Source organism: Leisingera sp. CC-HEC093 (genome assembly GCF_059429195.1).
This window is the reverse complement of the sequence record NZ_JCAIJR010000001.1, coordinates 3,801,920-3,822,726: the sequence shown is the minus strand read 5'-3', so window position 1 is coordinate 3,822,726 and position 20,807 is coordinate 3,801,920. Positions and strand designations below refer to the sequence as shown.

The following is a 20,807-nucleotide window of genomic DNA, read 5'->3' as shown; positions in this document are numbered from 1 at the left end:
TCAAGTGCTGGCGGCCATGGCCTGGGCCAGCTTCAGCGCCTCGATCAGGCTGGAGGGATTGGCCTGGCCGGTGCCTGCGATATCAAAGGCGGTGCCGTGATCGGGAGAGGTGCGGATGAACGGCAGACCCAGGGTCACGTTGACGCCGCGGTCGAAATCGAGCGTCTTGATCGGGATTAGCGCCTGATCGTGGTACATGCAGACCGCCGCGTCATAGCGGGCGCGGGCGGCCGCGTGGAACATGGTGTCCGCCGGATGCGGGCCGGTGACAGCCAGCCCTTCACCTTGCATTTTGCTGATTAGGCCGTTGATCCAGTCAAGCTCCTCACGGCCCATGGCGCCGCCTTCGCCTGCGTGGGGGTTCAGCCCCGCAACAGCGATGCGCGGCGCGGCGATCCCGAATTGGTCGCGCAGGCCTGAGATAGTGATCCTGATGGTTTCGCGCAGGAGTTCCGGGTTCAGCGTGCGCGGAACGTCGGCCAGGGCGATGTGGATGGTGGCAGGCACCACCCGCAGCTGCTCGCTGGCCAGCATCATCACCACCCGGCTGCGGCCCGCCAGCGCGGCTAGGAATTCGGTATGGCCGGGATAGGCAAAGCCTGCTCCGTCGATCAGCGCCTTCTTGTGAATGGGGGCGGTGCAGACGGCTGAGGCCTCACCAGTCTGGACCAGCTTCACAGCGGTCTCAATGGATTGGATAACGCCTGCGGCGTTGGCCGGATCGGCCGCGCCCTTGGCGGTGCTGCCGCTGAAGGCAAGCGGCAGAGCGGGGAAGCTGGCGGCACTGGCCGCGGGGGCCTCTGCCGGGGCGGAGATTTCCTTGTAAGGCGTGCCTTCAGGCAGGTGGCGCGGGTCGCCGATCCAGAAGAACGGGCAGCTGTCCCGCAGTGTTTCCCATGCCTTTACGGCGATTTCCGGGCCGATGCCTGCGGGCTCGCCGCAGCTGAGAGCAATAGGCCCGGGGCGGGTCATTTGATGTCGATCCGGGCGTCGGCGCGCAGCTGCTCCAGGTAGCTGTCGGTCAGCGAGGTCAGCCGCTGCGCGGTGAGAGCATTGGCCACCGTCTCGCGCGTGGCGCCTTCGCCGAGGTCGGCAGTTCGGCCGCAGAGCATCAGCACCATAAGAGTCTGGCCGTTGTTGCGGGTGAGCATAGTGGAGGTTTCACCGGGATCCAGCTTGGCCAGTTCCAGCGCGATGTCGCGGGGGATGTCTGCGGGCGGCAGGCTTTGGACGTCGAGCACTGAAGGGTCCTGGCCCTGGGCGAGGCCATAGAAGTCCTCGCAAGTGTCGACGCTGTTCACTACGTCCCGGGCGGCGGCCAGGGTTTCGGGTGTCCGTCCGCCGGGCAGGTAGTAGCTGGCGTATTCAATTGCGGAAAACTGCGGGGCAGCGCCCTCGACCTCGCGTACGCCGCGCATCTGGAACAGCGCAACAGCGTTCTGCAGCGGCAATGGTTCGGAAATTTCCCCCGGCTGAAGTGCCAGCACGACTTCCTGCAATTGCGGCGGCAGCTTGGTCAGCGGCATCCAGGGCAGCCGGCCGCCCTCGTCGCGGCTGGCCGCGGCGGAGTACTGGGTCGCCGCAGAGGAGAAGCTGTCATAGGACTTGAGCCGGGCAACCTGCTCAATCAGTTCTTCGACCTGGGCCGCATTCTGATCATTGATCGGCACAATGAATTCGCTCAGCAGGACCTGCACGCTGCCTGTGCCTGCGCTGCCCATGGCGCGGTCGATCTCTTCAGGTGTGGGCCGGGCGCGGGACAGGAAACGGGCGCGGGTGAATTCGCGCCAGCCGAGCCCGACCTTGGTGAAATCGCGCAGGGTCTGCGGTGCCACGCCCTGCTGCTGCAGCGCGGTCAGGAATTCGTTCAGAGACAGGTTTGCGCGGCCGGCCAGCTCCTCCATGCCGGCGCTGATGTCTTCTTCGGACAGCTGGATGCCGGCCTGTTCCATCACTTCCAGCTTGAGCCGGTCGTTGATCAGTTCCTCGCGGGCGGTGCTGAGCGGATCGCCGGGTACCCGCAGAGCGGATTGAAAACGGGCGCGCTGTTCCAGCTCATAGCGTGTGATGACCTCGTCATTCACGGTGATGGCCGGGGCAAAGAGGTTTTGCGCAACGGCCGGAAGGCCGGTCAGCGAAAGACCTGCAGCCAGCGCAGTTGCGGCTGCGGTTTTGAAAGCACGGGAAAGGAAGGGAGCCGGGATCCGGGTGTTCACGTCTTGCTGCATGACCGCCTGTACTGTTTGTTGCCGCTCTTCACGGAAAATCCGCTGAGGGAGATGGTAAAGCCGAAATCCGTTGTCGGCTCAACACTTGTTGTTGAGGTATAGCGGCGGCTGACCGAAAGGTCGACCGTTACGCATTCGTTGCTGTAGGCCAGGCCCAGACCGGCCCGGGTGGCGCGGGCGTCCGAGATATCGTAACGCAGCCGGGCGCGGGCCGACCAATTGGGGTTGAGATTGTAGCGGCCTGTGACGTACATCTCTGAAGTCTCCTTCTCCCGTTCCTCTGCGGGGTCGGTGCCGAGCCAGAGGTAAGTGCCGGAGAGTGAAGACCGGTCCGTGCGCCACACGCCGCGCAGTTCGGCTTTGGAGAAATTCAGCGATCCGTTCAGCAGGCCGCGGCTGGAAATTGCCAGCTGGTCGCCGAACTTGATCTGGCCGGCCATCAGGATGTCCGAGGTTGTTCCGCCCAGTCCAGAGCTCTTGGTGAAGCGGGGATCGCCGTCGCTGCGCAGAACCTGGCCAACGGTCGCGTGAGCCTGCCAGCCGCCCGCGGCAAATCGTGCCCAATTGGCACCATAGACCAGAGTGACCCCATCCTCACGCGCATCGTTAGACGGAAACCGCGACAAGGACAGCAGATTGCCCTGGTCGAATTCGATAAAGCGGCTTTCCTCGCTGACCACATTGCCGCCGCCTTCGTCGCGCCAGCCCAGCTGCAGGATCGGCTCCAGGTACTGGGTTGCGCCGCTGGCCTCGCGACGGGTCATCGGCAGCCGGAAGGTGAGGGCCCCGCGCGGGGTCAGCCGGGTCACGTCTTCGGTGAAAAATGTATCGTCGTAAACGCGGACGGCATCGCCGGCGGCGCCAAGCTCGGCTTCTGCCAGGGCGCCGTAGCCTAGCTGCCAGGTTCGGCGCCAGCTAAGGTCCGCAGTCAGCCGGGCCACATCGCGGCCGTTGCTGGCGGTTTCATTCCCTTCCAGGCTGGAGCTGCGGTGATGGCCGTGCCCCTGCAGCGTCAGCCGCAGTTCACCGCCCGTCAGGCTGGGAAAATAGCGTTTCTGGTAGAAGGCTTCGGCGATGCCGGAGGGGATTTCGCTCTGGTCCTCGCTGTCACGCAGAGTTTTGTAGTGCGTGAGCGAAGTCAGGAACAGGCTGTCACGCCGGATTCGTGTCAGTTCGGCGCGGGAGCGTAGGCGGTCATCGTCCGGCAAGCCATAGTCGGACAAATAGGCGTCGTCGGACACCGTCCTTACGTCAAAAGTGAAACGGTAATCGCGCGGCAGGCTGAATCGGCCCTTGCCGAAGAAGTAGCCGCGGTCCTCGTCTGGGTAGCGGTCGTCCCGCGTATAGGCGCCTTTGAGCTCGATCCGGCCGTTGCGGAAAGCCTGGCGGTAGCGCAAATCCAGCGTTCTTGTGCTGGAGGAGACATAGGGCGCCAGCGTCAGATCCTTGTGCGGGCCAAGGGTGAAGAAGTAGGGAACCTTGATCCCGGTGCCGAGGTTCGAGGTCGAACGCAAGGAGGGGATCAAAAAGCCGCTGGTTCTGTCCAGCGAGGGATCCGGCAGCCGGAACGCCGGGAAATAGAACACCGGGACATCCAGCACCCGCAGCTGGGCGTTCTCAAAGTAAAGCTGGCGTTCCTGCTGGTCATGGGTAACGCGCTCGGCGCGGATCTGCCAAAGGGGCGGGCGGCCGTCCTCGCAGACATGGCAGGAGGTTACCGCAGTCTTGTAGAGCTGGGTGTAGCGGCCGCTGACCCGGGTCATTTGCGCAGAAGCCAGTTGCAGCTGCTCTTCCAGCACCAGGCGGGCGCCGGTCAGCAGGCCATTTCGCAGGCCGCTGTCCATTTCGGCTGCATTCGCCAGGATCGTCATGTCGCCGTCCTGATCAATGCGGATCGGACCTTCGATCTGCAGGGTGCCGGTTTCCCGGTCGAAAGTGATCTTCTGAGCGCGCAGGCGGATGTTGCCTTGGAAGGCTTCGACATTGCCCTCTGCCACGAGGGTGCGGTCAGGGGTGATAAAGACCTCATCAGCCACCAGCATAGCGGGCTGCGCCGGGTCCTCCGCCTGTGCCTGCACGGCCGGGGCAGAGAGCGCCAGCCAGGGCAGTACGGCAGATAGCAGCAGGGCGCGGCGCAGATTACCCGTCTTCAGCATGGAGAAGCAGTCCCAAGGTCAATAGTATTGCAGCGGCAGGCGGCGCCCAGGCGGCCAATGCCACCGGAATTTGCCCGTTCTCGCCAAGGATTTGCGCGAAATTGCGGATGAAATAAAGCCCAAAACCCAAGAGAACGGCCATGAGCACGGCCAGGCCGGTGCCGCCGAAACGGGTGTGGCGCATGGTAAAGGAAGCCCCGACCAGAACCATTGCGACCAGGAACAAAGGCCGCGCTAGTTCCGATTGGAACCGGACCTCATAGCGTTTGGTGGTGAAACCAGCCGCTGACAGCTCCCGGATGGTGGAGGGCATATCATAAATCGAGATGCCGCTGGCGGAACCCAAGGTGTCCCGGATGCGGTCTGTGGTCAGCGTCGTCGGCAGCTTCAGCGCTTTGTGCTGGGCAGCATTGGTTTCCGGGTTGAGGCCTGCAGTCAAAGGCCAGGCCTTGGCATTGGTCAGGGTCCAGTTGCTGCCATCCAGCCGGGCGCTTTCGGCGACGATGCGGCGCACCGGGTTGCCTGCGGCGCTGTAGCTGTGGATCGAGACGTTGTACAATGTGATATCCGCGGCATCGCCGCTGTAGCCCTTGGCATGGATGACCGATTGACCTGCAGCGCCGCCCTGGCGCAGCCACAAGCCTTCACCGGACAGCGACAGCGCAGAAGGGCCACCATTGTGATAAGTCTCCGCCAGATCCTGATAGCGGTTGGCGGTTGCCGCTGAGATCGGGTTCAGCATGGTGACCGCCAGGCCGCCGATCGCGGCGGCGACGAGCACCGGCGCCGCCAGCGCCCGGATGCCGGAACGGCCGATGGCGCGGGTCACCACCAGCTCGCTGCTGCGTGCGAGACCGACAAACAGCACGATGGTGCTGAGAATCATGATCAGCGGTAAAAATTCAGAAAGTGCCGCAGGTACGTTTAGCAGCGTCAGCCCGACCAGCTGCGCCAGGCTGAGGTCAGCCTTTTCGAAGCGGCGGATTTGTTCATTCAGGTCGATGAGCACAACAAGTGTCATCAGCACTGCAACGATCACCAGGAACCATTGCGTGAAACGACGGGCGTAATAGAAATCCAGCTTCATCCGGCGGCCTCCGGTGTTCTGGCCCTGATCCGTCTTGGCCGGGTTGACAGAACCAGGAAGATCAGCGCTGCGGCCAGTCCCAGAAGAGTAGGCAGATAGATCAGCGGCCACATGCTGGGGTCGCGGAGGACCGGTTCAGACACCACGCCGCGCATCCCCTCGATAAAGATCAGCATGACAAAAGCCAAGAAGACCTGACGCCAGACCCCGAAGCGCGAGAAGGTGCCCAGCATCAGCGCCGAAAAGCCGATCAGAGTGACCGCGATGCAGACCAGCGCGCGGGCAAAGCGCAGGTGCAGCTCCTCTGCCTGGGCACCGGCAGAATGGCCGTCGCTTTCGATGATTGCTGCAGTCTGGTTCATCAGCTCCATGCTGGGAATGGCCCTGATATTGCGGGAGGCGTTCTCAGCGTCGCGGGCCAAGCTGCTGATGTCATAGGAGAAATCTGAAAAGAACGTGGTCGAAAGGCTTTGCGTTTCGTGTTCAAGCCGCTGTGCCATGCCTTCCAGCATGATCAGATGCACACTGGCATCGTCACGCACCAGATAAGCGCGGGCCCCGGTATAGGTCACTGTCACTGCCGGATCGCGGCGGTCAGACAGGAACACGTCGTTCAGGGTCCCGTCGGTGTCGATCTGGCTTATGTAGAAGGTGATGCCATCGGCGGGATGCAGAAAGTCGCCCTCGCTCAGCAGCTTGGCGGTGATATTGCGGGAGACCTCGCTCTCCCGCTCTTCCAGCTGGCTGATTGACGCGGGCAGCAGGTAATGGGTCAGCGCCGACATCATCAGCGCGGTGATGATGCCGAAGGCCAGCGCAGGCCGGGCCATCTGCCAGGGGCTGGTGCCGGTGGCGCGCAGCACAGTCAGCTCGCTTTCGCCATTCAGACGGTTGGTCACCCAGACGGACGCGCCGAAGGCGGCAATCGGCAACACCATGCGGATCAGATTCGGCAGGGTGAGCGCGGTGAATTCAAGGAACACCAGCGCGGACTGACCATTGCCAATCAGGGTGTCAAACAACACAACTGCCCGGTTGACCCAGAATACGGCCACCAGAATCAGCGCAAAAAAGCTGAAGAAGAGCAGGTATTGAGACAGCACATATCTGTCGTAGCGTGACACCCGATCCCCCCAAAAGACCTTGGCATTGTTGTTTTGCCGGACCTTAGTGGATTTGGCTGGCGGGGAAAACTGCATTCTCGCAGGGGTCGCAGATCGGCGGCGGGCCGCGGGCCGTGGCGCTGTGCGGCCGGGTCTTTCCAAGCGCCGCTGCGCAGGATACCTCTGGTGCCAAGAACCAAATGATTTCAGCAGGAGCGCGCGACAATGAGCAGCCTTACCCCGATCCGTTTTGCCGAATACGATCCCAAATCGCTGGCGGAGATGACCGGCCGGGTGGCGGTGATGGTGACACCGGAAGGCAGCATGGACCAGGCCGCGCGCAGCGCCAACCGGCTGGCGAAAGGCGCCATTGCGCGGCTGGTCGACTCGGCGGGCTTCAAGAAAGTCAAAACGGGAGACGTGATTTCCCTCAGCTGGCCCGCTGGCATGCAGGCGGAAGCGCTGGACGTGCTGGTGCTGCCGCGCAAGCTGACTCCGGCTGAAGCGCGGCAGGCAGGTGCGAAGCTGGTTAAGGGCGTCAAAGGCAAGCGTCTGACCGTCATGGCTGGAAGCATGAACAAGGCCGCGGACCTGGCCCTGGGTATGGCGCTGCGGGACTATGCCTTTGAAAATCACAAGTCGCCGAAAGAGGAAGAGTCCGAGGGCGAATTTGTGATCGCCACGAAGTCGCCGTCGGAGCTGGAGGCCGCCTGCGCGCCGCTTTTGGCGGTGGCTGAGGGCGTGCATATGACCCGTGATCTGGTCAATGAGCCTGCAAATGTGCTGACCACGACGGAATTTGCCCGTCGCATCGAAGAGATGACGGAGATAGGGCTGGAGGTGGAGATCCTGGAAGAAGCGGATCTGGAGAAGCTGGGCATGCGCACGCTGCTGAGCGTCGGCCAGGGCTCGGACAGCCCCTCCAAGGTCGCGGTGATGCAGTGGAAGGGCGGCGCCAAGGATGCAGCGCCGCTGGCGCTGGTCGGCAAGGGCGTGGTGTTTGACACCGGCGGTATCTCCCTGAAGCCCGCCGCGGGTATGGAAGATATGACCATGGACATGGGCGGTGCCGGTGTGGTGGCAGGCGCCATGCGGGCGCTGGCGCTGCGCAAGGCCAAGGCAAATGTGGTTGGCTTGGTCGGGCTGGTAGAGAACATGCCCTCCGGCAACGCGACCCGTCCCGGCGATGTCGTGAAATCGATGAAGGGCGACACTGTTGAGATCATCAATACAGATGCTGAGGGCCGATTGGTGCTGTGCGACGTCCTTTGGTACGCGCAGGAGCGGTTCAAGCCTGCGGGCGTGATTGACCTGGCGACGCTGACCGGTGCGATTGTTATCGGGCTGGGGCATGAAAACGCAGGTGTGTTTTCTAACGACGATGATCTGTGCAATGCCTTCCTCAAGGCCGCCAGAACAGAGGATGAGGGCGCATGGAGGATGCCGTTGGGCAAGGCCTATGACGAGCAGCTGAAGTCGCGCATCGCGGACATGAAAAACGTGGGTGGCCGCCCCGCTGGCTCGATCACTGCGGCGCAGTTTCTGCAGCGGTTCATCAAGGACGATATGCCTTGGATCCATTTGGATATCGCCGGTGTGGCATCGGTCAGCAAAGATACGGACTATGCGCCCAAGGGCGCGACCGGCTGGGGCGTGATGGCGCTGAACCGCCTGGTCGCGGATAAGTTTGAGGCGGAGTAAGCACCCATGGGGGCTGCCTACTTTTACCATCTGACGCGCAGGCCGCTGGAGGAGACCCTTCCGGTGCTGCTGGACAAGGCGCGCGGGGCGGGCTGGCGCGTCGCGGTGCGCGGGCGCGACCCCGAGCGCTTGGCCTGGCTGGATGACCGCCTGTGGCAGGGGCCGGAGGAGAGCTTTCTGGCCCATGGCCTGGCGGGCGGCCCGCATGATGCATTGCAGCCGATCCTGCTGACGGCAGGGCCTGAGGCGGCGAATACACCGGATTGCGTTATGGCGGTGGATGGCGCTGCCGTCAGCGCGGAAGAAGTGCAGGCGCTGCAACGCGTCTGCATCCTGTTCGACGGCACCGACCCGGAGGCCGTGCAGCATGCCCGTGGCCAGTGGAAGGCCCTGACTGATGCGGGCTGTTCCGCCCAGTACTGGTCAGAAGAAAGCGGCCGCTGGGAAAAGAAAGCAGAGAAGTAAGCGGATTTCCGGTTGCCGCATCGGCTGTTGGCAGAAAATTGCCGATGGCCTGTATGGATTGTTTCACTTGGGCAACAATCTCTCGATTTTTAGCCGCCTGGGCTTTAAGCCTTCCGCCATCAAAATCCGGAAAACCGGATGATGCGACCAGGACACTGGGGGGCGGATGAGAATTCAATTTGCGATCAAGCAGCTGCGGCTGCTTCCTATTGCCGGAGCCGGACTTCTTCTCCTGGCCAATTGCGGCGATGTGCAAAACGGGTCTGTGAGCCGGGCGGAAGCTGAAGCCGCGCGGCTGGAGTATGCGGTTCAGGAAGTGCAGTATCTGCAGTCCAAAGGCCGCCGGGTCTGGTGCGTGCCCTTTGCCCGCAATGCCAGCGGGATTGAGATTTTTGGCAATGCCAAAACCTGGTGGGCGCAGGCCAAGGGCCATTTCAGCCGCAGCCAAGAGCCGCAGCCGGGCTCGGTTATGGCCTTCAGCGCAACGCGATCCAATCCGCTGGGCCATGTTGCAGTGGTCTCCAAGGTCGAGGACGCGCGCAGGATCCGGGTCAACCACGCCAACTGGCACCGCAACAAGGTCTCGCTGGGCATGGCGGTGATTGATGTCTCTGAAGAGAACGACTGGACCGCGGTCCGGCTGGAAAGCTATCCCGGCGCCTTTGGCCGGGTGTATCCGGTCAACGGTTTCATCACAGCAGAGCCCGGCAACGGATAACGCCGCTGACGGGGCCAGGGTCAGCTGCCTGGAATGTTGCCGCGCTGGATCATCTGTTCGGCAATCTTTTTAAAGGCCTCACGCCACAATGCTTCCAACTCCTGTGTCATCTCATTGCCGAGGCAATGCTGCAGGGTGTCGATCAGCGCTTCCTCCATTGGGGCAAAGTGGGGGATCATGACGCCGAGCGTGGCATGGGTTTTGCCAAGTTGCAGGAACTGGTCGCTCACCGCGCTTTCATCATTCAGCTTGGCAAGTATGACGCCGAGCGTGGTCATGAACTTCATGCCTTGGCCTTCCAGGTCTTCCCGGAACATCCGGCGCAATTCGGGGGCATGGCGGAACAGCGCGCGATAAAAATACGCAGGTGCCTTGCCGGCCTCATCCTTCAGCCTGCTATAGCTGTCCTGCAATTGCTTAAGTTCGTCTTCAGTCACGGGACTTTCATGCTCCTCTCTGATTGGATTGCTGGTTTCCAATCTAGCGGGCATGCGGCAGCAATTCCTTGATCCGCCTCAATCCCGGCGGCGTGCCCCGCGGGCCTTACCGGGTCAGCAGCAGCGCACCGTCGCGGATCTCAATACTGGACCAGCGCTGCAGGTACCCCATTCCCAGCAGGGATTGTTCCAGTTCCCCCTGGTTGACCCAGACGCGGACACCAGTGTCGGTGATGCCGCCCAGCGAAATCTCATCAATCCAGACCGAGGCGGTGCGTACTTCGCCGTTGGCCGTGCTGGCGCGGCCAAGATAGGCAAGGCTGGCTGTGTCGATGCCTGCGCTTTGCGCGTCGCGCTCATTCAGCACGACCTGGCTGGCACCGGTATCGACCAGAAACTCGACCGGGGCACCGTTTACCTGCAGTGTCAGGTAGTAGTGGCCGTCAGGCGCACGGGGCACCTCGACCCGGCCGGCGTCAATTGCAACGCTTTGCTGCGGGCGGACTGTCTTGCGAATATCCTCCCACAGTCCGTATGCGGCGATCACACCGAGGAAAATAAGGCCCCAAACGGCAAACATCTGCAGCGTTTTGCCGATGCTTTGGCGGTTCTGCACAAAAACCCAGGATCCGACCGCGACCAGCAGGATGATCAGATAGATAAACCGCCCGATTTCATATTCGCCCATGCGCTCACCTCCTGATTATAATGTAGGCGGGCCGGGACGTTATACTAGCCTGCAAAGCCGAAGTCGCGCAGCCCGTCCAGCACGAACTGCACTGAAAGCGCTGCCAGCAGCATCCCCAGAAGCCGGGTGACAACTGTGATGCCGGTCTTGCCCAGCATCCGTTCGAACATGCCGGAGAACATGCACATGGCCAGAAGGATCGCCAGCACCGCGATCACCACGCCCATGACCATGGCAAACCCTGCGAAACCGGGCTGCTGGCCGGTTAGCAGGATCACAGTGGCGATCGAGCCCGGCCCGGCCATCAGCGGGATTGCCAGCGGAAAGATGGAAGGGTCGTCGAAATCATCCTCTTCGCTGCGGTCTTCGCGCCGTTTGTTGCGGCGTTCGAACAGCATGTCGAGCGCGGTCAGGAACAGCAGGACGCCGCCGGCCACCCTGAAGGCGGGCATCGAAATGCCGATGAAGCCCAGCACCGCTTCGCCAAAACCTGCGAAGATTGCCAGCAGCACAGCCGCCGTGATGGTAGCCCGCAGCGCGATGGAGCGGCGGCGGGAAGAGGACATGCCTTGGGTCAGGGCGATGAAGACGGGGGTCAGGCCGATCGGGTCGACAATGACAAACAGGGTGACGAAGGATGTGATCAGAAAGGCGGTGTCAATCATTGTGCCTCAGCTTTTTCCAGTTTCTCCACCGCCTTCATCCAAAGATCCTCGGCGCGGTCCTGCGCTTCCATCACTTCAGCATATTTGCGCTGCCAGACAATGGCTTCGTCTTTTCGGTCTTCGTCATACAGTGCGGGGTCTGCCAGCTTCTTGGCCAGTTTGTCGCGCATATCGCTGACTTTTTCGAGCCGGGCCTCGCCCTTGCGGACCTCGGCGCGCAGGGCCAGGATGGCATCGCGGGACGGTCGCTTGGGCTTTTCTGTCTTGGACTTGCCCGCCGGTTTGTCGCGTGTCAGCAGCAGATCGCGATAGGCGGGCAGGTCGCCCTCAAACGGTTTCACTGTACCGCCGGACACCAGCCACAAGCGGTCCGCCACCAGGCTGAGGAGGTGCATGTCGTGGCTGACAAGGATGACCGCGCCGGAGTAGGCGGTCAGTGCCTCGACCAAGGCCTCGCGGCTTTCGATGTCCAGGTGGTTGGTCGGTTCGTCAAGAATCAGCAGATGCGGCGCGGGCAGGGTGGCCAACAGCAGCGATAACCGCGCTTTTTGCCCGCCGGAAAGACGGCCCACTGCGGTATCGGCCTGATCCGCGCCCAGGCCAAACCCGGCAAGCCGGGCGCGCAGCCGGGCCTGTCCTTCGTCGGGGCGTTCGCGCTGCAGATGCTGCAGCGGCGTTTCGTCGATGTGCAGCTCATCCACCTGGTGCTGGGCGAAAAAGCCGATCCGCAGCTTGCTGGACTGGGTCATCCGGCCCGTCATCACGTCCAGGCGGCCTGACAGCATCTTGGAGAGGGTGGATTTGCCTTCGCCGTTTTTGCCAAGGAGCGCGATGCGGTCGTCCTGATCGATGCGCAGGTCCAGCCGGCTGAGAATCGTGGTGCCGTCGTAGCCGACCGAAGCGCCCTCGGTGGCGATGATCGGCGGCGACAATTCCTCGGGTTCAGGGAATGTGAACACCGTGCGCGCGGCGTCTTCGGGCGCGCGGATGGTTTCCATCTTCTCCAGCATCTTCACCCGGCTCTGCGCCTGTTTGGCCTTGCTCGCCTTGGCCTTGAACCGGTCGACAAAGGCCTGAAGATGGGCGCGGCGGGCGTCCTGCTTCTTGGCCAGGGCGGCCTGATTGGCGCGGTTGGCAGCGCGCTGGCGGGCAAACTGGTCATAGTTGCCGGAGTAGAAGGTCAGGCCCAGGTCCTCGAGGTGCAAAATGCCGTTCACCGAACGGTTCAGCAGCTCGCGGTCGTGGCTGATGATGATCACCGTGTGCGGGTATTTCACCAGATATGCTTCTAGCCACAGCGCGCCTTCGAGGTCCAAATAGTTGGTCGGTTCGTCCAGCAGCAGCAGGTCCGGCTGGGAAAACAGCACCGAAGCCAGGGCAACACGCATCCGCCAGCCGCCTGAGAAATCGGAGCACGGGCGCTGCTGTGCCTCATAGTCAAACCCCAGGCCTTTCAGGATCGAGGCCGCGCGGGCCTCGGCAGACCAGGCGTCGATGTCCGCGAGGCGGGTTTGGATTTCTGCAATCCGGCCCGGATCCTGCGCTGTCTCTGCCTCTGCCATCAGTTCGGCGCGTTCTGTATCGGCTGCCAGAACGGTATTGATCAGCGACACGTCCGAGGCAGGCGCTTCCTGTGCCACGCCGCCGATCCGCGCCCGGCTGGGAAGGGAGATGCTGCCGGATTCCAGCGACAGTTCATTGCGGATTAGGCGGAACAGCGTGGTCTTGCCGGTGCCGTTACGGCCGACCAGCCCGACTTTGTGCCCGGTGGGGATCGTGGCGCTGGCGCCATCGAACAAGAGGCGGCCTTCGACCGCATAGGAAATATCGCTGATACGTAACATGAACAGAGCACTGCGGCAGTGCTGCGGTCTTGTCAATGGGGGAGGGGAGCTGGCAGCGGCTGGCGGCCCTGACTAGTTCAAATGTTTGGCGAGTTCATCGAATGAATAGGAGCCAAAGCCGACCAGCGGATTGTCTTCCTTCCGGCTGAAGGCAAAAATATGAATCTCGTCATGGCGCAGGGTTGCGCGGCAGAAGGTGTCCGGTTTGGCGAGCGGGGCCGGGCAGCTGTCGAGATCGGTATGGGTGATGGCTGTTTCGAACAGGCCGTAGGTCATCGGTATGGCGGTTTCTGCGGCAGCGGCCGGGGCTGCTGCGAGGCAGGCGATCAGAGTAAATACAGGTTTCATTGTTCAACCTTGTTTCAAGTTTCAAAACCTGTTCGCGCGGCTGTACCTGACAAAAATAATAAGATAATTGCAACCTTGAAAGTGCAGCTGCGTCAAAGCTGCGCAATCCCCTCTTTATCCTGTCACAGAGCCATGCTATCGGGGCGGCAATTCGTAACGGGCCGGGCAAGATGTCCGGCTTTTCAGCACAGGAGTCTGCCCCATGGCACTGGAACGCACTTTCTCGATCATCAAGCCCGATGCAACCCGCCGCAACCTGACCGGCAAGATCAACGCCAAGTTCGAAGACGCCGGCCTGCGCGTTGTTGCGCAGAAGCGCATCCACATGACCAAAGAGCAGGCAGGCAAGTTCTACGAAGTGCACGCCGAGCGTCCTTTCTACGACGAACTGTGCGAATTCATGTCCTCCGCTCCGGTGGTTGTACAGGTTCTGGAAGGCGAGAACGCCATCGCCAAGAACCGCGAAGTGATGGGCGCCACCAACCCGGCAGACGCAGCCGCCGGCACCGTCCGCGCCGAGTTTGCTGAATCGGTTGGCGAAAACTCCGTGCACGGTTCTGACGCTCCGGAAACCGCGGCGGTCGAAATCGCGTACTTCTTCTCCGGCATTGAGCTGGTCGGCTAAGCGTCAGGCTTAACCGTTAAAGAAGGGGCTGCAACCTGCAGGTTGCAGCCCCTTTTTGTTTTACATGTTGTGTTTAGTTGGGCCAGCCGAGCGGATGGCGCCGGACCGCAGGCTGTTTCCGCTGCCGGTCCGGGCTGGCCGCGAAAGCGGGAGAAAAGCGCAGTTCCCGCGGGGCGGTCAGGCTGGAAAATTTCTTTCGGCCCAGGCGTTTGGGGAGCGGTTCCCCCTTATTGCCATTCTCCTCCAGATGCCGGCGCAGCAAGGCAGTGTTGCGGGTGTTGGATTTCCACGCCACGTCAAACAAGTCGCCAACAAGAGGGATCGCGCCGATGAGCGTATCGATCCCTACATTGGCAGCCATTCGCACCAGTACCGGCGAAGAGGCGCCCATCCGGTAGCCGGAGTAGAGAATGTAACCGGCGGGGGCCAGGGCGAGTGTATCGCCGATGCCCGGTATCAGGCCCACGAGGCTGTCCCAGCCGAGCCGCACCCCGATTAACGGAATACGGAAGGCGCGGTCCATGCGCTGCGCGAGACGTTCAAGGGATTGCAACTGTTGTTGCTGGTGTTTCGGCAGTTCAGGCATGGCGCGGCGTCCTTGCGATTACCCAGACCGCATGAACGATGCCGGGGATGTAACCGAGAAGCGTGAGCAGAATGTTCAGCCAGAAATGCTTGCCAAGCCCCACCTGCAGGAACACGCCCAGCGGTGGCAGAATAACGGCGAAGATAATGCGGATCAGGTCCATGACGGAACTCCCTCTGTTGAGCTTTCTGTTGCAAGTACAACGGCTGAACCTGCGAAAAGGTTGCATCCGCAACACGCACACCGTGGTTCTGGCGGCGCTGGGTGGCACCATCCGGCCGGTACGGGCAGTTGTTAGAGCGTCTTGAGATCCGCTGCCGTGGCGCGCACGCCGATGGCGTCCAGTTCCGCCAGAAGCTTCGTGCTGTGCTGCGGGCGCGTCTCCGCCTTGATGGCGTCGAAGCGTTTGCGCAGTTCCTCCTTCTCTTTGCCCTTGCAATCGTTCCACGGGCGTCCCTGAAGGGCCATCACCAGCACATAATACCCGATGAAATGCGGGCGGGTGCCGGCTTGCAAAAGCCTAGCATAGGCCGCGTCGGCACCTATGGCGCGCAGGTCCTCAGCGGAAGCTATGCCCGCGCGGTGGCAGGCTTCCTCATAGGCGGGGCCGAGGTTGCGGATGGAGGAGATCGAAGTGTTCATGTTTTGTTTCTATCTGTGGGGCCTGCTGTTGTCACGCGAAAAACCGGCCGGTCCGTAATTGCCGCAATGCAGGTGTGACGCAGTGTTCCGGGCTGGCATGGGTGATTGACAGTCGCATTTGTGCCGGAAACGCTGACGTCGTTTCTGGTGGGAGGCCTACGAATGAACAGTGGATCGCATGTGCCTGTGAGTATTGAAGGGTTTGATCTGGCTAACCCGCCAGAGGGTTTTGTTGCGGATCCCTTCCCATTCTACGACGCCTTGCTTCGGGAGGCAGCGGTGCTGCCGCAGCCGGATGGCTCCTTGCTGGTCAGCCGTTATGCGGATCTGGATCGGATTTACCGTGACACCACTTTGTTTTCCTCGGACAAGAAACGGGTGTTTGCCCCAAAGTACGGCGCGGGCTCGCCGCTGTTTGAGCATCATACTACCTCGCTTGTGTTTTCCGATCCGCCGTTACACACACGCGTGCGCAGGATCATGACATCGGCCCTGACGCCGCGGGCAATTGCCAGGATGGAGCCGGGGCTGATTGAAACCGTCGATCACCTGCTGAAGGCCATGACGAGCCGGGACAAGGTGGATCTGATCGGTGATTTCGCGGCCTCCATTCCGATCCAGATCATCGGCAACCTGCTGGATGTGCCGATGGATGAACGGGCGCCTTTGCGTGACTGGTCGCTGGCGATCCTGGGGGCGCTGGAACCCGCGTTGAGCGAGGCGCAGCTGGCAGCCGGGCACCGCGCGGTGGAGGAGTTCAAGACCTATCTGCAGGACCTGATCGCCCGGCGGCGGGCCAATCCGGGGGACCTTGAAACCGACGTGCTGACCCGGCTGATCCGGGGTGAGGGGGCAGACGGCACCCTCAGCGAGATCGAGCTGATTCAGAACTGCATTTTCATCCTGAATGCGGGCCATGAGACCACCACCAACTTGATCGGCAATGGCCTGGCATTGCTGAATGATCACCCGGAGCAGAAGCAGAAACTGCTGGAAGAGCCGGAGCTGATCAAGTCCGCGGTAGAGGAGATGCTGCGGTTCCGGTCTCCCAATCAGCTAGGCAACCGCGAAACCACCGCAGAGGCGGAAATTGGCGGGATCCGGGTGCCGGCGGGAACCAACCTGAATCTGCTGATCGGGGCGGCGAACCGCGATCCTGAGGTGTTTGAAAACTCAGAATGTTTCGACATAACCCGGACTCCGAACCGGCACCTGGCATTTGCTGGCGGGCCGCATGTCTGCGTCGGGCTGACGCTGGCACGGCTTGAAGGCAAGATTGCCATTGAACGCCTGCTGCGCCGGTTCCCGGACTACCGCTTACTGCCGGGGCGGGCGCCGGGCGGACGGATCCGGTTCCGCGGCTATGCGGCCCTGCCTGCGGAGTTGGGTTAAAACGACGTCTGCCGTCAACCAGCCGGTGATCTATACGCGCTTGGCGGCGCGCCGGTCCAGCGGCGGAATGCCCGGTGAAAGTTTGCGGCAGAGGAAAATCCGATGTCCTGAGATATTTCTTCGATGCTTTTCTGGCCGGTCTGCAGATCGCGGATTGCCAGGTCGCGGCGCAATCCGTCCTTAATTGCTTGAAAGGAGGTGTCTTCCGCACCCAGCCGCCGCATCAGCGTTCTGGGAGTGATCTTCAGTGCCTGAGCCGCATCGTCCAAGTGGCAGCTTTCCCAGCTGGTCCGGTATAGAAATTCCCGCACCTTTAGCGACTGGGTGTGTTCGCGGAACCCGGTGAAGATCCAGTCGCGGGGGGCCCGGGCGAGAAACTCATTCAACTCCGCATTGCTGCGGGACCCGGTTAGGCCAAGGTCGCCAGTTTCAAAAACAATCGAGGAATAAGGTGCCTGGAAGCTGACCGGCGCAGGAAAGATGACCGCGTAATCGTGGGCAAATCCGGGCCGTTCGAAGGCAAAGTGCACGGCCCGGACCGGCACCTCATAGCCAGCAAGCCACGACAACAGCCCATGCGCCAGCTTGAGGATCAGCATGTGGCCAAACCGTTGCACCGGCGGCTCACCCCGCGGCGCCAGCTGCAGGCCGGTGCTGGTGCGGTTTTCTGTCAGGTCGAGCCGGTAATCGTCCAGCAGCAGGTTCCAGAAGGTGGAAAACCGGTGCAGGGCGGCGGGTAGTGTCCCGGCTTCGCGGACCGTGGTCAAAAGATGCTGCAGCGCTCTGGGACGGATGGGGCGGCTCCAGAGGCCGGTCATTTCATCATGGGTTTCAACGGCAGCGATCTGATAGAGCCGGACGATCTGATCCAGGGTGACCCGATGGGCTGGCCGCCCTCCAGACAGGTGCATTCCCGCCCGTTGCAGAAAGGACGCGAGCTGTTCGTCCGCGCAGCACTGCCGCAGCGCGTCTATCCAATCCCCGGCAAACTGCGGCGAAACTGTTGCAAGGTTTGACGGGTCCGGTGCGGGAATGTGCATGTGCGCTCGGCTGGTTTGTCACTTTTGGAAAGGGTATTGTCTGTAATGGACGTGGAGCTGCCATCTTGCAACGCGTATCCGGCATAAAAGAACAGTAATCCGGAGTGACGGAAATGACCTATCAGGCGCCCATTCGCGATATCATGTTCAATATTGAACATCTGTCAGCCATTCCGGAAGCGGCCTTAGCTGGCGGTATTGATCTTGCGGACATGGAAGCGGCACTGGAGGGTCTGGGGCGTTTCTGCTCAGACGTCATTGCGCCACTGTCCGGGACCGGTGACGCAGTCGGAGCGCATCTGGAGGGGACAGAAGCTGTGCTGCCTGCCCCCTATGTGCAGGCTTATGCGAAATTCGCCGAGATGGGTTGGCAGAGCCTGCCGCACCCGGAAGAATTCGGCGGCATGGGGCTGCCGCGATCAGCGGCAGCCGCCGCAACAGAGATTTTGAATGCCTCCGACCTGAGTTTCGGCCTGTGTCCACTGCTCACTGATGGCGCGGTAGAGGCGCTGCTGCTGACCGGATCGAATGCGCAGAAACAGCGGTATTTGGAGCGGATGATTTCCGGCCAGTGGTCCGGCACCATGAACCTGACAGAACCGCAGGCCGGCAGCGACTTGGGGCGGGTGCGCTGCAAGGCGGAGCCTGCTGGGGACGGCACCTATGCGGTTTCCGGGACCAAGATCTTTATCACCTACGGCGAGCACGGGCTGACAGAGAACATCATTCACCTGGTGCTGGCACGCACTCCGGGCGCACCGGCCGGTCCCAAGGGGCTGAGCCTGTTCATCGTGCCGAAATTCCTGGTGGAGGAGGATGGCGCGCTGGGCCGCCGCAACGCGGTCACCTGCGTTAGCCTGGAGCACAAGCTGGGCGTCCGCGCGAGTCCGACCGCAGTGCTGGAATATGACGGGGCAACCGGATTTCTGGTCGGCGAGGAGAACCGCGGCCTGGAGTATATGTTTGTGATGATGCGCGCTGCCCGCTTTGCCGTTGGTGTGCAGGGGATCGCCGTGTCGGAACGGGCCTGTCAGCATGCGTTGCAGTATGCGCAAGAGCGTGTGCAGAGCCGCCCGGTTGACGGCAGCACCAAGGACGCCGCGCCGATCATCCGGCACCCGGACGTGCAGCGGATGCTGTTGCGGATGCGGGCGCTGACCGAGGGCGGGCGCGCCCTGGCGATTGCCACCGCGGGCTGGCTTGAGCTTGCCGGGCAGAACAGCTCTGACGCGGTAGACATGGCTGAGTTCCTGGTGCCGCTGGTCAAGGGCTTTTGCACCGAACGATCAGTGGAGGTCACCTCGCTTGGTGTGCAGGTGCATGGCGGCATGGGCTTCATCGAGGAGACCGGCGTTGCGCAGTTCTACCGCGATGCGCGGATCCTGCCGATCTACGAAGGCACGACTGCGATCCAGGCAAACGACCTGCTTGGCCGCAAGGTGCTGCGGGACGGCGGCGCAACCGCCCGCCGCTTTGCCGGGCTGGTGCAGGAGACCGAAGATGCCCTGCGGGAAGGCGGTGCGCAGGCACAGGCCGTGGCAAAGCGCCTGGGCGAAGCGCGCAAGATGTTTGAAGCCAGCCTGGCCTGGCTGCTGGACACCGCAGCGAAGGATCCGAATGCTGCCTATGGCGGCAGTGTTCCTTTCCTGATGCTCACGGGTAATCTTGCCGTCGCATGGCAGTTGGGCCGGTCCGTTTTGGCGGCCTGCACCAAGCTGGATCAGGGCAAGGACACGGACTTTATGGTGCAGAAGATCGCAACCGCGGTCTTCTATGCCCAGCACATCCTGGTGGAGTGCGGTGCTGAAAGTGTCCGGATAACCGAGGGCAGCGCCAGCCTGAGTGATGCGGCGCTCCATCTTTGAACGATAAATAACAACGGCGATGTGTGCCGGACAAAAAGGAAGGGGCCAGACCCATGACCCAAGCTGCAAACGCGCAAACTTATGAAAACCTGGACATTGAACAGCGGGACAATGGCGTCAGCATCGTCTGGCTGAACCGGCCAACCAAGCGCAACGCGCTGGATACCGCGACCATCGAGGAACTGGTCAGCTTCTTCAGCAATGCCCATCGCAACGGCGTGAAGGCCGTAGTGCTGGCCGGGAAGGGCGACCACTTCTGCGCCGGCCTTGATCTGGTCGAGCATTGGAAGGAAGACCGCAGCCCCGATGACTTCATGCATGTGTGCCTGCGCTGGCATGAAGCCTTTAACAAGATGGAGTACGGCGGGGTACCGGTTATCGCTGCACTGCAGGGCGCGGTCGTCGGCGGCGGTCTGGAATTGGCCAGCGCCGCGCATGTCCGGGTGATGGATCAGAGCACTTACTTTGCGCTACCTGAGGGGCAGCGCGGCATCTTCACCGGCGGCGGTGCTACCATCCGCGTCTCTGACATGATCGGCAAATACCGGATGATCGACATGATTTTGACCGGCCGGGTGTATCAGGGGCAGGAGGCGGTTGACCTGGGGCTGGCACAATACATCACCGAAGGTTCCAGTTTCGACAAGGCGCTGGAGCTGGCTGACAAAGTCGCCCAGAACCTGCCGCTGACCAACTATGCTATCTGCTCGGCGATCAGCCATCTGAACAACATGTCAGGCATGGACGCGGCCTATGCGGAGGCTGTTGTGGCTGGTGTGGTGAACACCCAGCCCGCCGCGCGGGAGCGGCTGGAGGCCTTTGCAAATAAAACCGCGGCACGGGTGCGTCCCAACAGCTGATACCGCAATGCGCGCCGCCGGGAAAAGGGCAGCCTGGCGGCAGCACTCAGGCATCACAAAAGAGGGGTGTTGCCGGACTGGCGGTTACTTGGCTTGTCTGCAGCGCAAAAGAAAAGAGCTTAGCGATGTATCGCTAAGCTCTTGAATTCTTTGGCTCCGGCGGTAGGGATCGAACCTACGACCAATTGATTAACAGTCAACTGCTCTACCGCTGAGCTACGCCGGAACATGTGGCGTCGTATAGGGTTTCCAACTTGCGGCGTCCAGAGGAAATCCTCATCAAGCGGGATTTTTTTTGCCCTCCAGTATGCCGCCAGAAAACAAGCGTTGCGGGCAGGCCGGAAGCGGACGGGTTGC

21 protein-coding genes and 1 tRNA gene are annotated in these 20,807 nt (G+C 61.9%); 7 read left to right on the top strand and 15 right to left on the bottom strand.

From position 1 onward, the window contains the following. Genes pdxA through lptF form a run of 5 tightly spaced genes read right to left on the bottom strand, consistent with a single transcriptional unit; the run spans window position 1 to window position 6,595 of the window. Window positions 1-972 carry a 4-hydroxythreonine-4-phosphate dehydrogenase PdxA gene (gene pdxA, locus AC5STB_RS18775; RefSeq protein ID WP_495444300.1) on the bottom strand — a complete coding sequence of 324 codons (972 nt, stop codon included), beginning with the start codon at window positions 970-972 and terminating at the stop codon, window positions 1-3. Beyond that, entirely contained in the window at window positions 969-2,228 is a 1,260-nt protein-coding gene (locus tag AC5STB_RS18770; protein WP_495444299.1) for a peptidylprolyl isomerase, read from the bottom strand. Before AC5STB_RS18770 ends, pdxA begins: the two co-directional genes overlap by 4 nt. Further along, entirely contained in the window at window positions 2,213-4,384 is a 2,172-nt protein-coding gene (locus AC5STB_RS18765) for an LPS-assembly protein LptD (RefSeq protein WP_495444298.1), read from the bottom strand. The genes AC5STB_RS18770 and AC5STB_RS18765 overlap by 16 nt, the downstream gene beginning before the upstream one ends. Continuing rightward, window positions 4,368-5,471: an LPS export ABC transporter permease LptG gene (gene lptG / locus AC5STB_RS18760; RefSeq protein WP_495444297.1), complete on the bottom strand. Its 1,104-nt coding sequence runs from the start codon at window positions 5,469-5,471 to the stop codon at window positions 4,368-4,370. The genes AC5STB_RS18765 and lptG overlap by 17 nt, the downstream gene beginning before the upstream one ends. Then, complete coding sequence (gene lptF / locus AC5STB_RS18755) at window positions 5,468-6,595, bottom strand: LPS export ABC transporter permease LptF (protein WP_495444296.1); 1,128 nt, start codon at window positions 6,593-6,595, stop codon at window positions 5,468-5,470. The genes lptG and lptF overlap by 4 nt, the downstream gene beginning before the upstream one ends. A 204-nt stretch (window positions 6,596-6,799) precedes the next feature. On the opposite strand from lptF, the gene AC5STB_RS18750 reads away from it, so the two are divergent. The 3 genes from AC5STB_RS18750 (at window position 6,800) to AC5STB_RS18740 (ending at window position 9,458) form a co-directional block, all read left to right on the top strand. After that, window positions 6,800-8,275, top strand: a complete 1,476-nt coding sequence (locus AC5STB_RS18750; protein ID WP_495444295.1) for a leucyl aminopeptidase — start codon at window positions 6,800-6,802, stop codon at window positions 8,273-8,275. A gap of 6 nt (window positions 8,276-8,281) precedes the next feature. Next, window positions 8,282-8,740, top strand: coding sequence for a DNA polymerase III subunit chi (locus tag AC5STB_RS18745; RefSeq protein ID WP_495444294.1), 459 nt, complete (start codon window positions 8,282-8,284; stop codon window positions 8,738-8,740). A gap of 166 nt (window positions 8,741-8,906) precedes the next feature. Continuing rightward, window positions 8,907-9,458 carry a CHAP domain-containing protein gene (locus AC5STB_RS18740; protein ID WP_495444293.1) on the top strand — a complete coding sequence of 184 codons (552 nt, stop codon included), beginning with the start codon at window positions 8,907-8,909 and terminating at the stop codon, window positions 9,456-9,458. Window positions 9,459-9,478: 20 nt separating this feature from the next. Here the strand turns inward: AC5STB_RS18740 and AC5STB_RS18735 are convergent, their stop codons facing one another. From AC5STB_RS18735 to AC5STB_RS18715, 5 genes are all read right to left on the bottom strand, one after another. After that, entirely contained in the window at window positions 9,479-9,937 is a 459-nt protein-coding gene (locus AC5STB_RS18735) for a globin domain-containing protein (RefSeq protein ID WP_495444292.1), read from the bottom strand. A 64-nt stretch (window positions 9,938-10,001) separates the two neighbouring features. Further along, window positions 10,002-10,583: a retropepsin-like aspartic protease family protein gene (locus AC5STB_RS18730; protein WP_495444291.1), complete on the bottom strand. Its 582-nt coding sequence runs from the start codon at window positions 10,581-10,583 to the stop codon at window positions 10,002-10,004. A 44-nt stretch (window positions 10,584-10,627) separates the two neighbouring features. Next, window positions 10,628-11,248 carry a MarC family protein gene (locus AC5STB_RS18725; RefSeq protein WP_495444290.1) on the bottom strand — a complete coding sequence of 207 codons (621 nt, stop codon included), beginning with the start codon at window positions 11,246-11,248 and terminating at the stop codon, window positions 10,628-10,630. Next, window positions 11,245-13,092 carry an ABC-F family ATP-binding cassette domain-containing protein gene (locus AC5STB_RS18720; protein WP_495444289.1) on the bottom strand — a complete coding sequence of 616 codons (1,848 nt, stop codon included), beginning with the start codon at window positions 13,090-13,092 and terminating at the stop codon, window positions 11,245-11,247. Before AC5STB_RS18720 ends, AC5STB_RS18725 begins: the two co-directional genes overlap by 4 nt. 72 nt (window positions 13,093-13,164) lie before the next feature. Next, the gene (locus tag AC5STB_RS18715; RefSeq protein ID WP_495444288.1) at window positions 13,165-13,440 is read right to left on the bottom strand and encodes a hypothetical protein; all 276 of its coding nucleotides are present in this window, start codon (window positions 13,438-13,440) and stop codon (window positions 13,165-13,167) included. Between the two features lie 202 nt (window positions 13,441-13,642). On the opposite strand from AC5STB_RS18715, the gene ndk reads away from it, so the two are divergent. Further along, the gene (ndk, locus tag AC5STB_RS18710; RefSeq protein WP_495444287.1) at window positions 13,643-14,065 is read left to right on the top strand and encodes a nucleoside-diphosphate kinase; all 423 of its coding nucleotides are present in this window, start codon (window positions 13,643-13,645) and stop codon (window positions 14,063-14,065) included. A gap of 73 nt (window positions 14,066-14,138) precedes the next feature. Here ndk and AC5STB_RS18705 read toward each other — a convergent pair whose 3' ends face one another. The 3 genes from AC5STB_RS18705 to AC5STB_RS18695 all read right to left on the bottom strand — a co-directional run bounded on the left by AC5STB_RS18705 (window position 14,139) and on the right by AC5STB_RS18695 (window position 15,293). Beyond that, window positions 14,139-14,651 (bottom strand): DUF4112 domain-containing protein, encoded by a 513-nt coding sequence (locus tag AC5STB_RS18705; protein ID WP_495444286.1) that lies wholly within the window; start codon window positions 14,649-14,651, stop codon window positions 14,139-14,141. Beyond that, the gene (locus tag AC5STB_RS18700) at window positions 14,644-14,814 is read right to left on the bottom strand and encodes a YqaE/Pmp3 family membrane protein (protein WP_495444285.1); all 171 of its coding nucleotides are present in this window, start codon (window positions 14,812-14,814) and stop codon (window positions 14,644-14,646) included. Before AC5STB_RS18700 ends, AC5STB_RS18705 begins: the two co-directional genes overlap by 8 nt. 131 nt (window positions 14,815-14,945) lie before the next feature. After that, a complete protein-coding gene (locus AC5STB_RS18695) occupies window positions 14,946-15,293 on the bottom strand; it encodes a TfoX/Sxy family protein (protein ID WP_495444284.1) in 348 nt (115 codons plus the stop codon). A gap of 162 nt (window positions 15,294-15,455) precedes the next feature. Here AC5STB_RS18695 and AC5STB_RS18690 point away from each other — a divergent pair, with 162 nt between their 5' ends. Beyond that, window positions 15,456-16,685, top strand: a complete 1,230-nt coding sequence (locus tag AC5STB_RS18690) for a cytochrome P450 (protein ID WP_495444283.1) — start codon at window positions 15,456-15,458, stop codon at window positions 16,683-16,685. A 14-nt stretch (window positions 16,686-16,699) separates the two neighbouring features. Here the strand turns inward: AC5STB_RS18690 and AC5STB_RS18685 are convergent, their stop codons facing one another. Continuing rightward, window positions 16,700-17,725 (bottom strand): AraC family transcriptional regulator ligand-binding domain-containing protein, encoded by a 1,026-nt coding sequence (locus tag AC5STB_RS18685; RefSeq protein ID WP_495444282.1) that lies wholly within the window; start codon window positions 17,723-17,725, stop codon window positions 16,700-16,702. 143 nt (window positions 17,726-17,868) lie between these two features. Between AC5STB_RS18685 and AC5STB_RS18680 the strand changes: the two genes are divergently transcribed. Together AC5STB_RS18680 and dmdD are read left to right on the top strand one after the other, a co-directional pair. Beyond that, window positions 17,869-19,590, top strand: a complete 1,722-nt coding sequence (locus AC5STB_RS18680; protein ID WP_495444281.1) for an acyl-CoA dehydrogenase family protein — start codon at window positions 17,869-17,871, stop codon at window positions 19,588-19,590. Between the two features lie 53 nt (window positions 19,591-19,643). Then, the gene (dmdD, locus tag AC5STB_RS18675) at window positions 19,644-20,450 is read left to right on the top strand and encodes a methylthioacryloyl-CoA hydratase (protein WP_495444280.1); all 807 of its coding nucleotides are present in this window, start codon (window positions 19,644-19,646) and stop codon (window positions 20,448-20,450) included. A 151-nt stretch (window positions 20,451-20,601) separates the two neighbouring features. Here dmdD and AC5STB_RS18670 read toward each other — a convergent pair. Beyond that, window positions 20,602-20,676, bottom strand: a tRNA-Asn gene (locus AC5STB_RS18670). Window positions 20,677-20,807: the final 131 nt, after the last annotated feature.

Coding starts and splice junctions, on each gene's coding strand:
- pdxA (WP_495444300.1), bottom strand. CDS start 972: ATGACCCGCCCCGGGCCTATTGCTCTCAGCTGCGGCGAGCCCGCAGGC.
- AC5STB_RS18770 (WP_495444299.1), bottom strand. CDS start 2,228: ATGCAGCAAGACGTGAACACCCGGATCCCGGCTCCCTTCCTTTCCCGT.
- AC5STB_RS18765 (WP_495444298.1), bottom strand. CDS start 4,384: ATGCTGAAGACGGGTAATCTGCGCCGCGCCCTGCTGCTATCTGCCGTA.
- lptG (WP_495444297.1), bottom strand. CDS start 5,471: ATGAAGCTGGATTTCTATTACGCCCGTCGTTTCACGCAATGGTTCCTG.
- AC5STB_RS18750 (WP_495444295.1), top strand. CDS start 6,800: ATGAGCAGCCTTACCCCGATCCGTTTTGCCGAATACGATCCCAAATCG.
- AC5STB_RS18745 (WP_495444294.1), top strand. CDS start 8,282: ATGGGGGCTGCCTACTTTTACCATCTGACGCGCAGGCCGCTGGAGGAG.
- AC5STB_RS18740 (WP_495444293.1), top strand. CDS start 8,907: ATGAGAATTCAATTTGCGATCAAGCAGCTGCGGCTGCTTCCTATTGCC.
- AC5STB_RS18730 (WP_495444291.1), bottom strand. CDS start 10,583: ATGGGCGAATATGAAATCGGGCGGTTTATCTATCTGATCATCCTGCTG.
- AC5STB_RS18725 (WP_495444290.1), bottom strand. CDS start 11,248: ATGATTGACACCGCCTTTCTGATCACATCCTTCGTCACCCTGTTTGTC.
- AC5STB_RS18720 (WP_495444289.1), bottom strand. CDS start 13,092: ATGTTACGTATCAGCGATATTTCCTATGCGGTCGAAGGCCGCCTCTTG.
- AC5STB_RS18715 (WP_495444288.1), bottom strand. CDS start 13,440: ATGAAACCTGTATTTACTCTGATCGCCTGCCTCGCAGCAGCCCCGGCC.
- ndk (WP_495444287.1), top strand. CDS start 13,643: ATGGCACTGGAACGCACTTTCTCGATCATCAAGCCCGATGCAACCCGC.
- AC5STB_RS18705 (WP_495444286.1), bottom strand. CDS start 14,651: ATGCCTGAACTGCCGAAACACCAGCAACAACAGTTGCAATCCCTTGAA.
- AC5STB_RS18700 (WP_495444285.1), bottom strand. CDS start 14,814: ATGGACCTGATCCGCATTATCTTCGCCGTTATTCTGCCACCGCTGGGC.
- AC5STB_RS18695 (WP_495444284.1), bottom strand. CDS start 15,293: ATGAACACTTCGATCTCCTCCATCCGCAACCTCGGCCCCGCCTATGAG.
- AC5STB_RS18690 (WP_495444283.1), top strand. CDS start 15,456: ATGAACAGTGGATCGCATGTGCCTGTGAGTATTGAAGGGTTTGATCTG.
- AC5STB_RS18685 (WP_495444282.1), bottom strand. CDS start 17,725: ATGCACATTCCCGCACCGGACCCGTCAAACCTTGCAACAGTTTCGCCG.
- AC5STB_RS18680 (WP_495444281.1), top strand. CDS start 17,869: ATGTTCAATATTGAACATCTGTCAGCCATTCCGGAAGCGGCCTTAGCT.
- dmdD (WP_495444280.1), top strand. CDS start 19,644: ATGACCCAAGCTGCAAACGCGCAAACTTATGAAAACCTGGACATTGAA.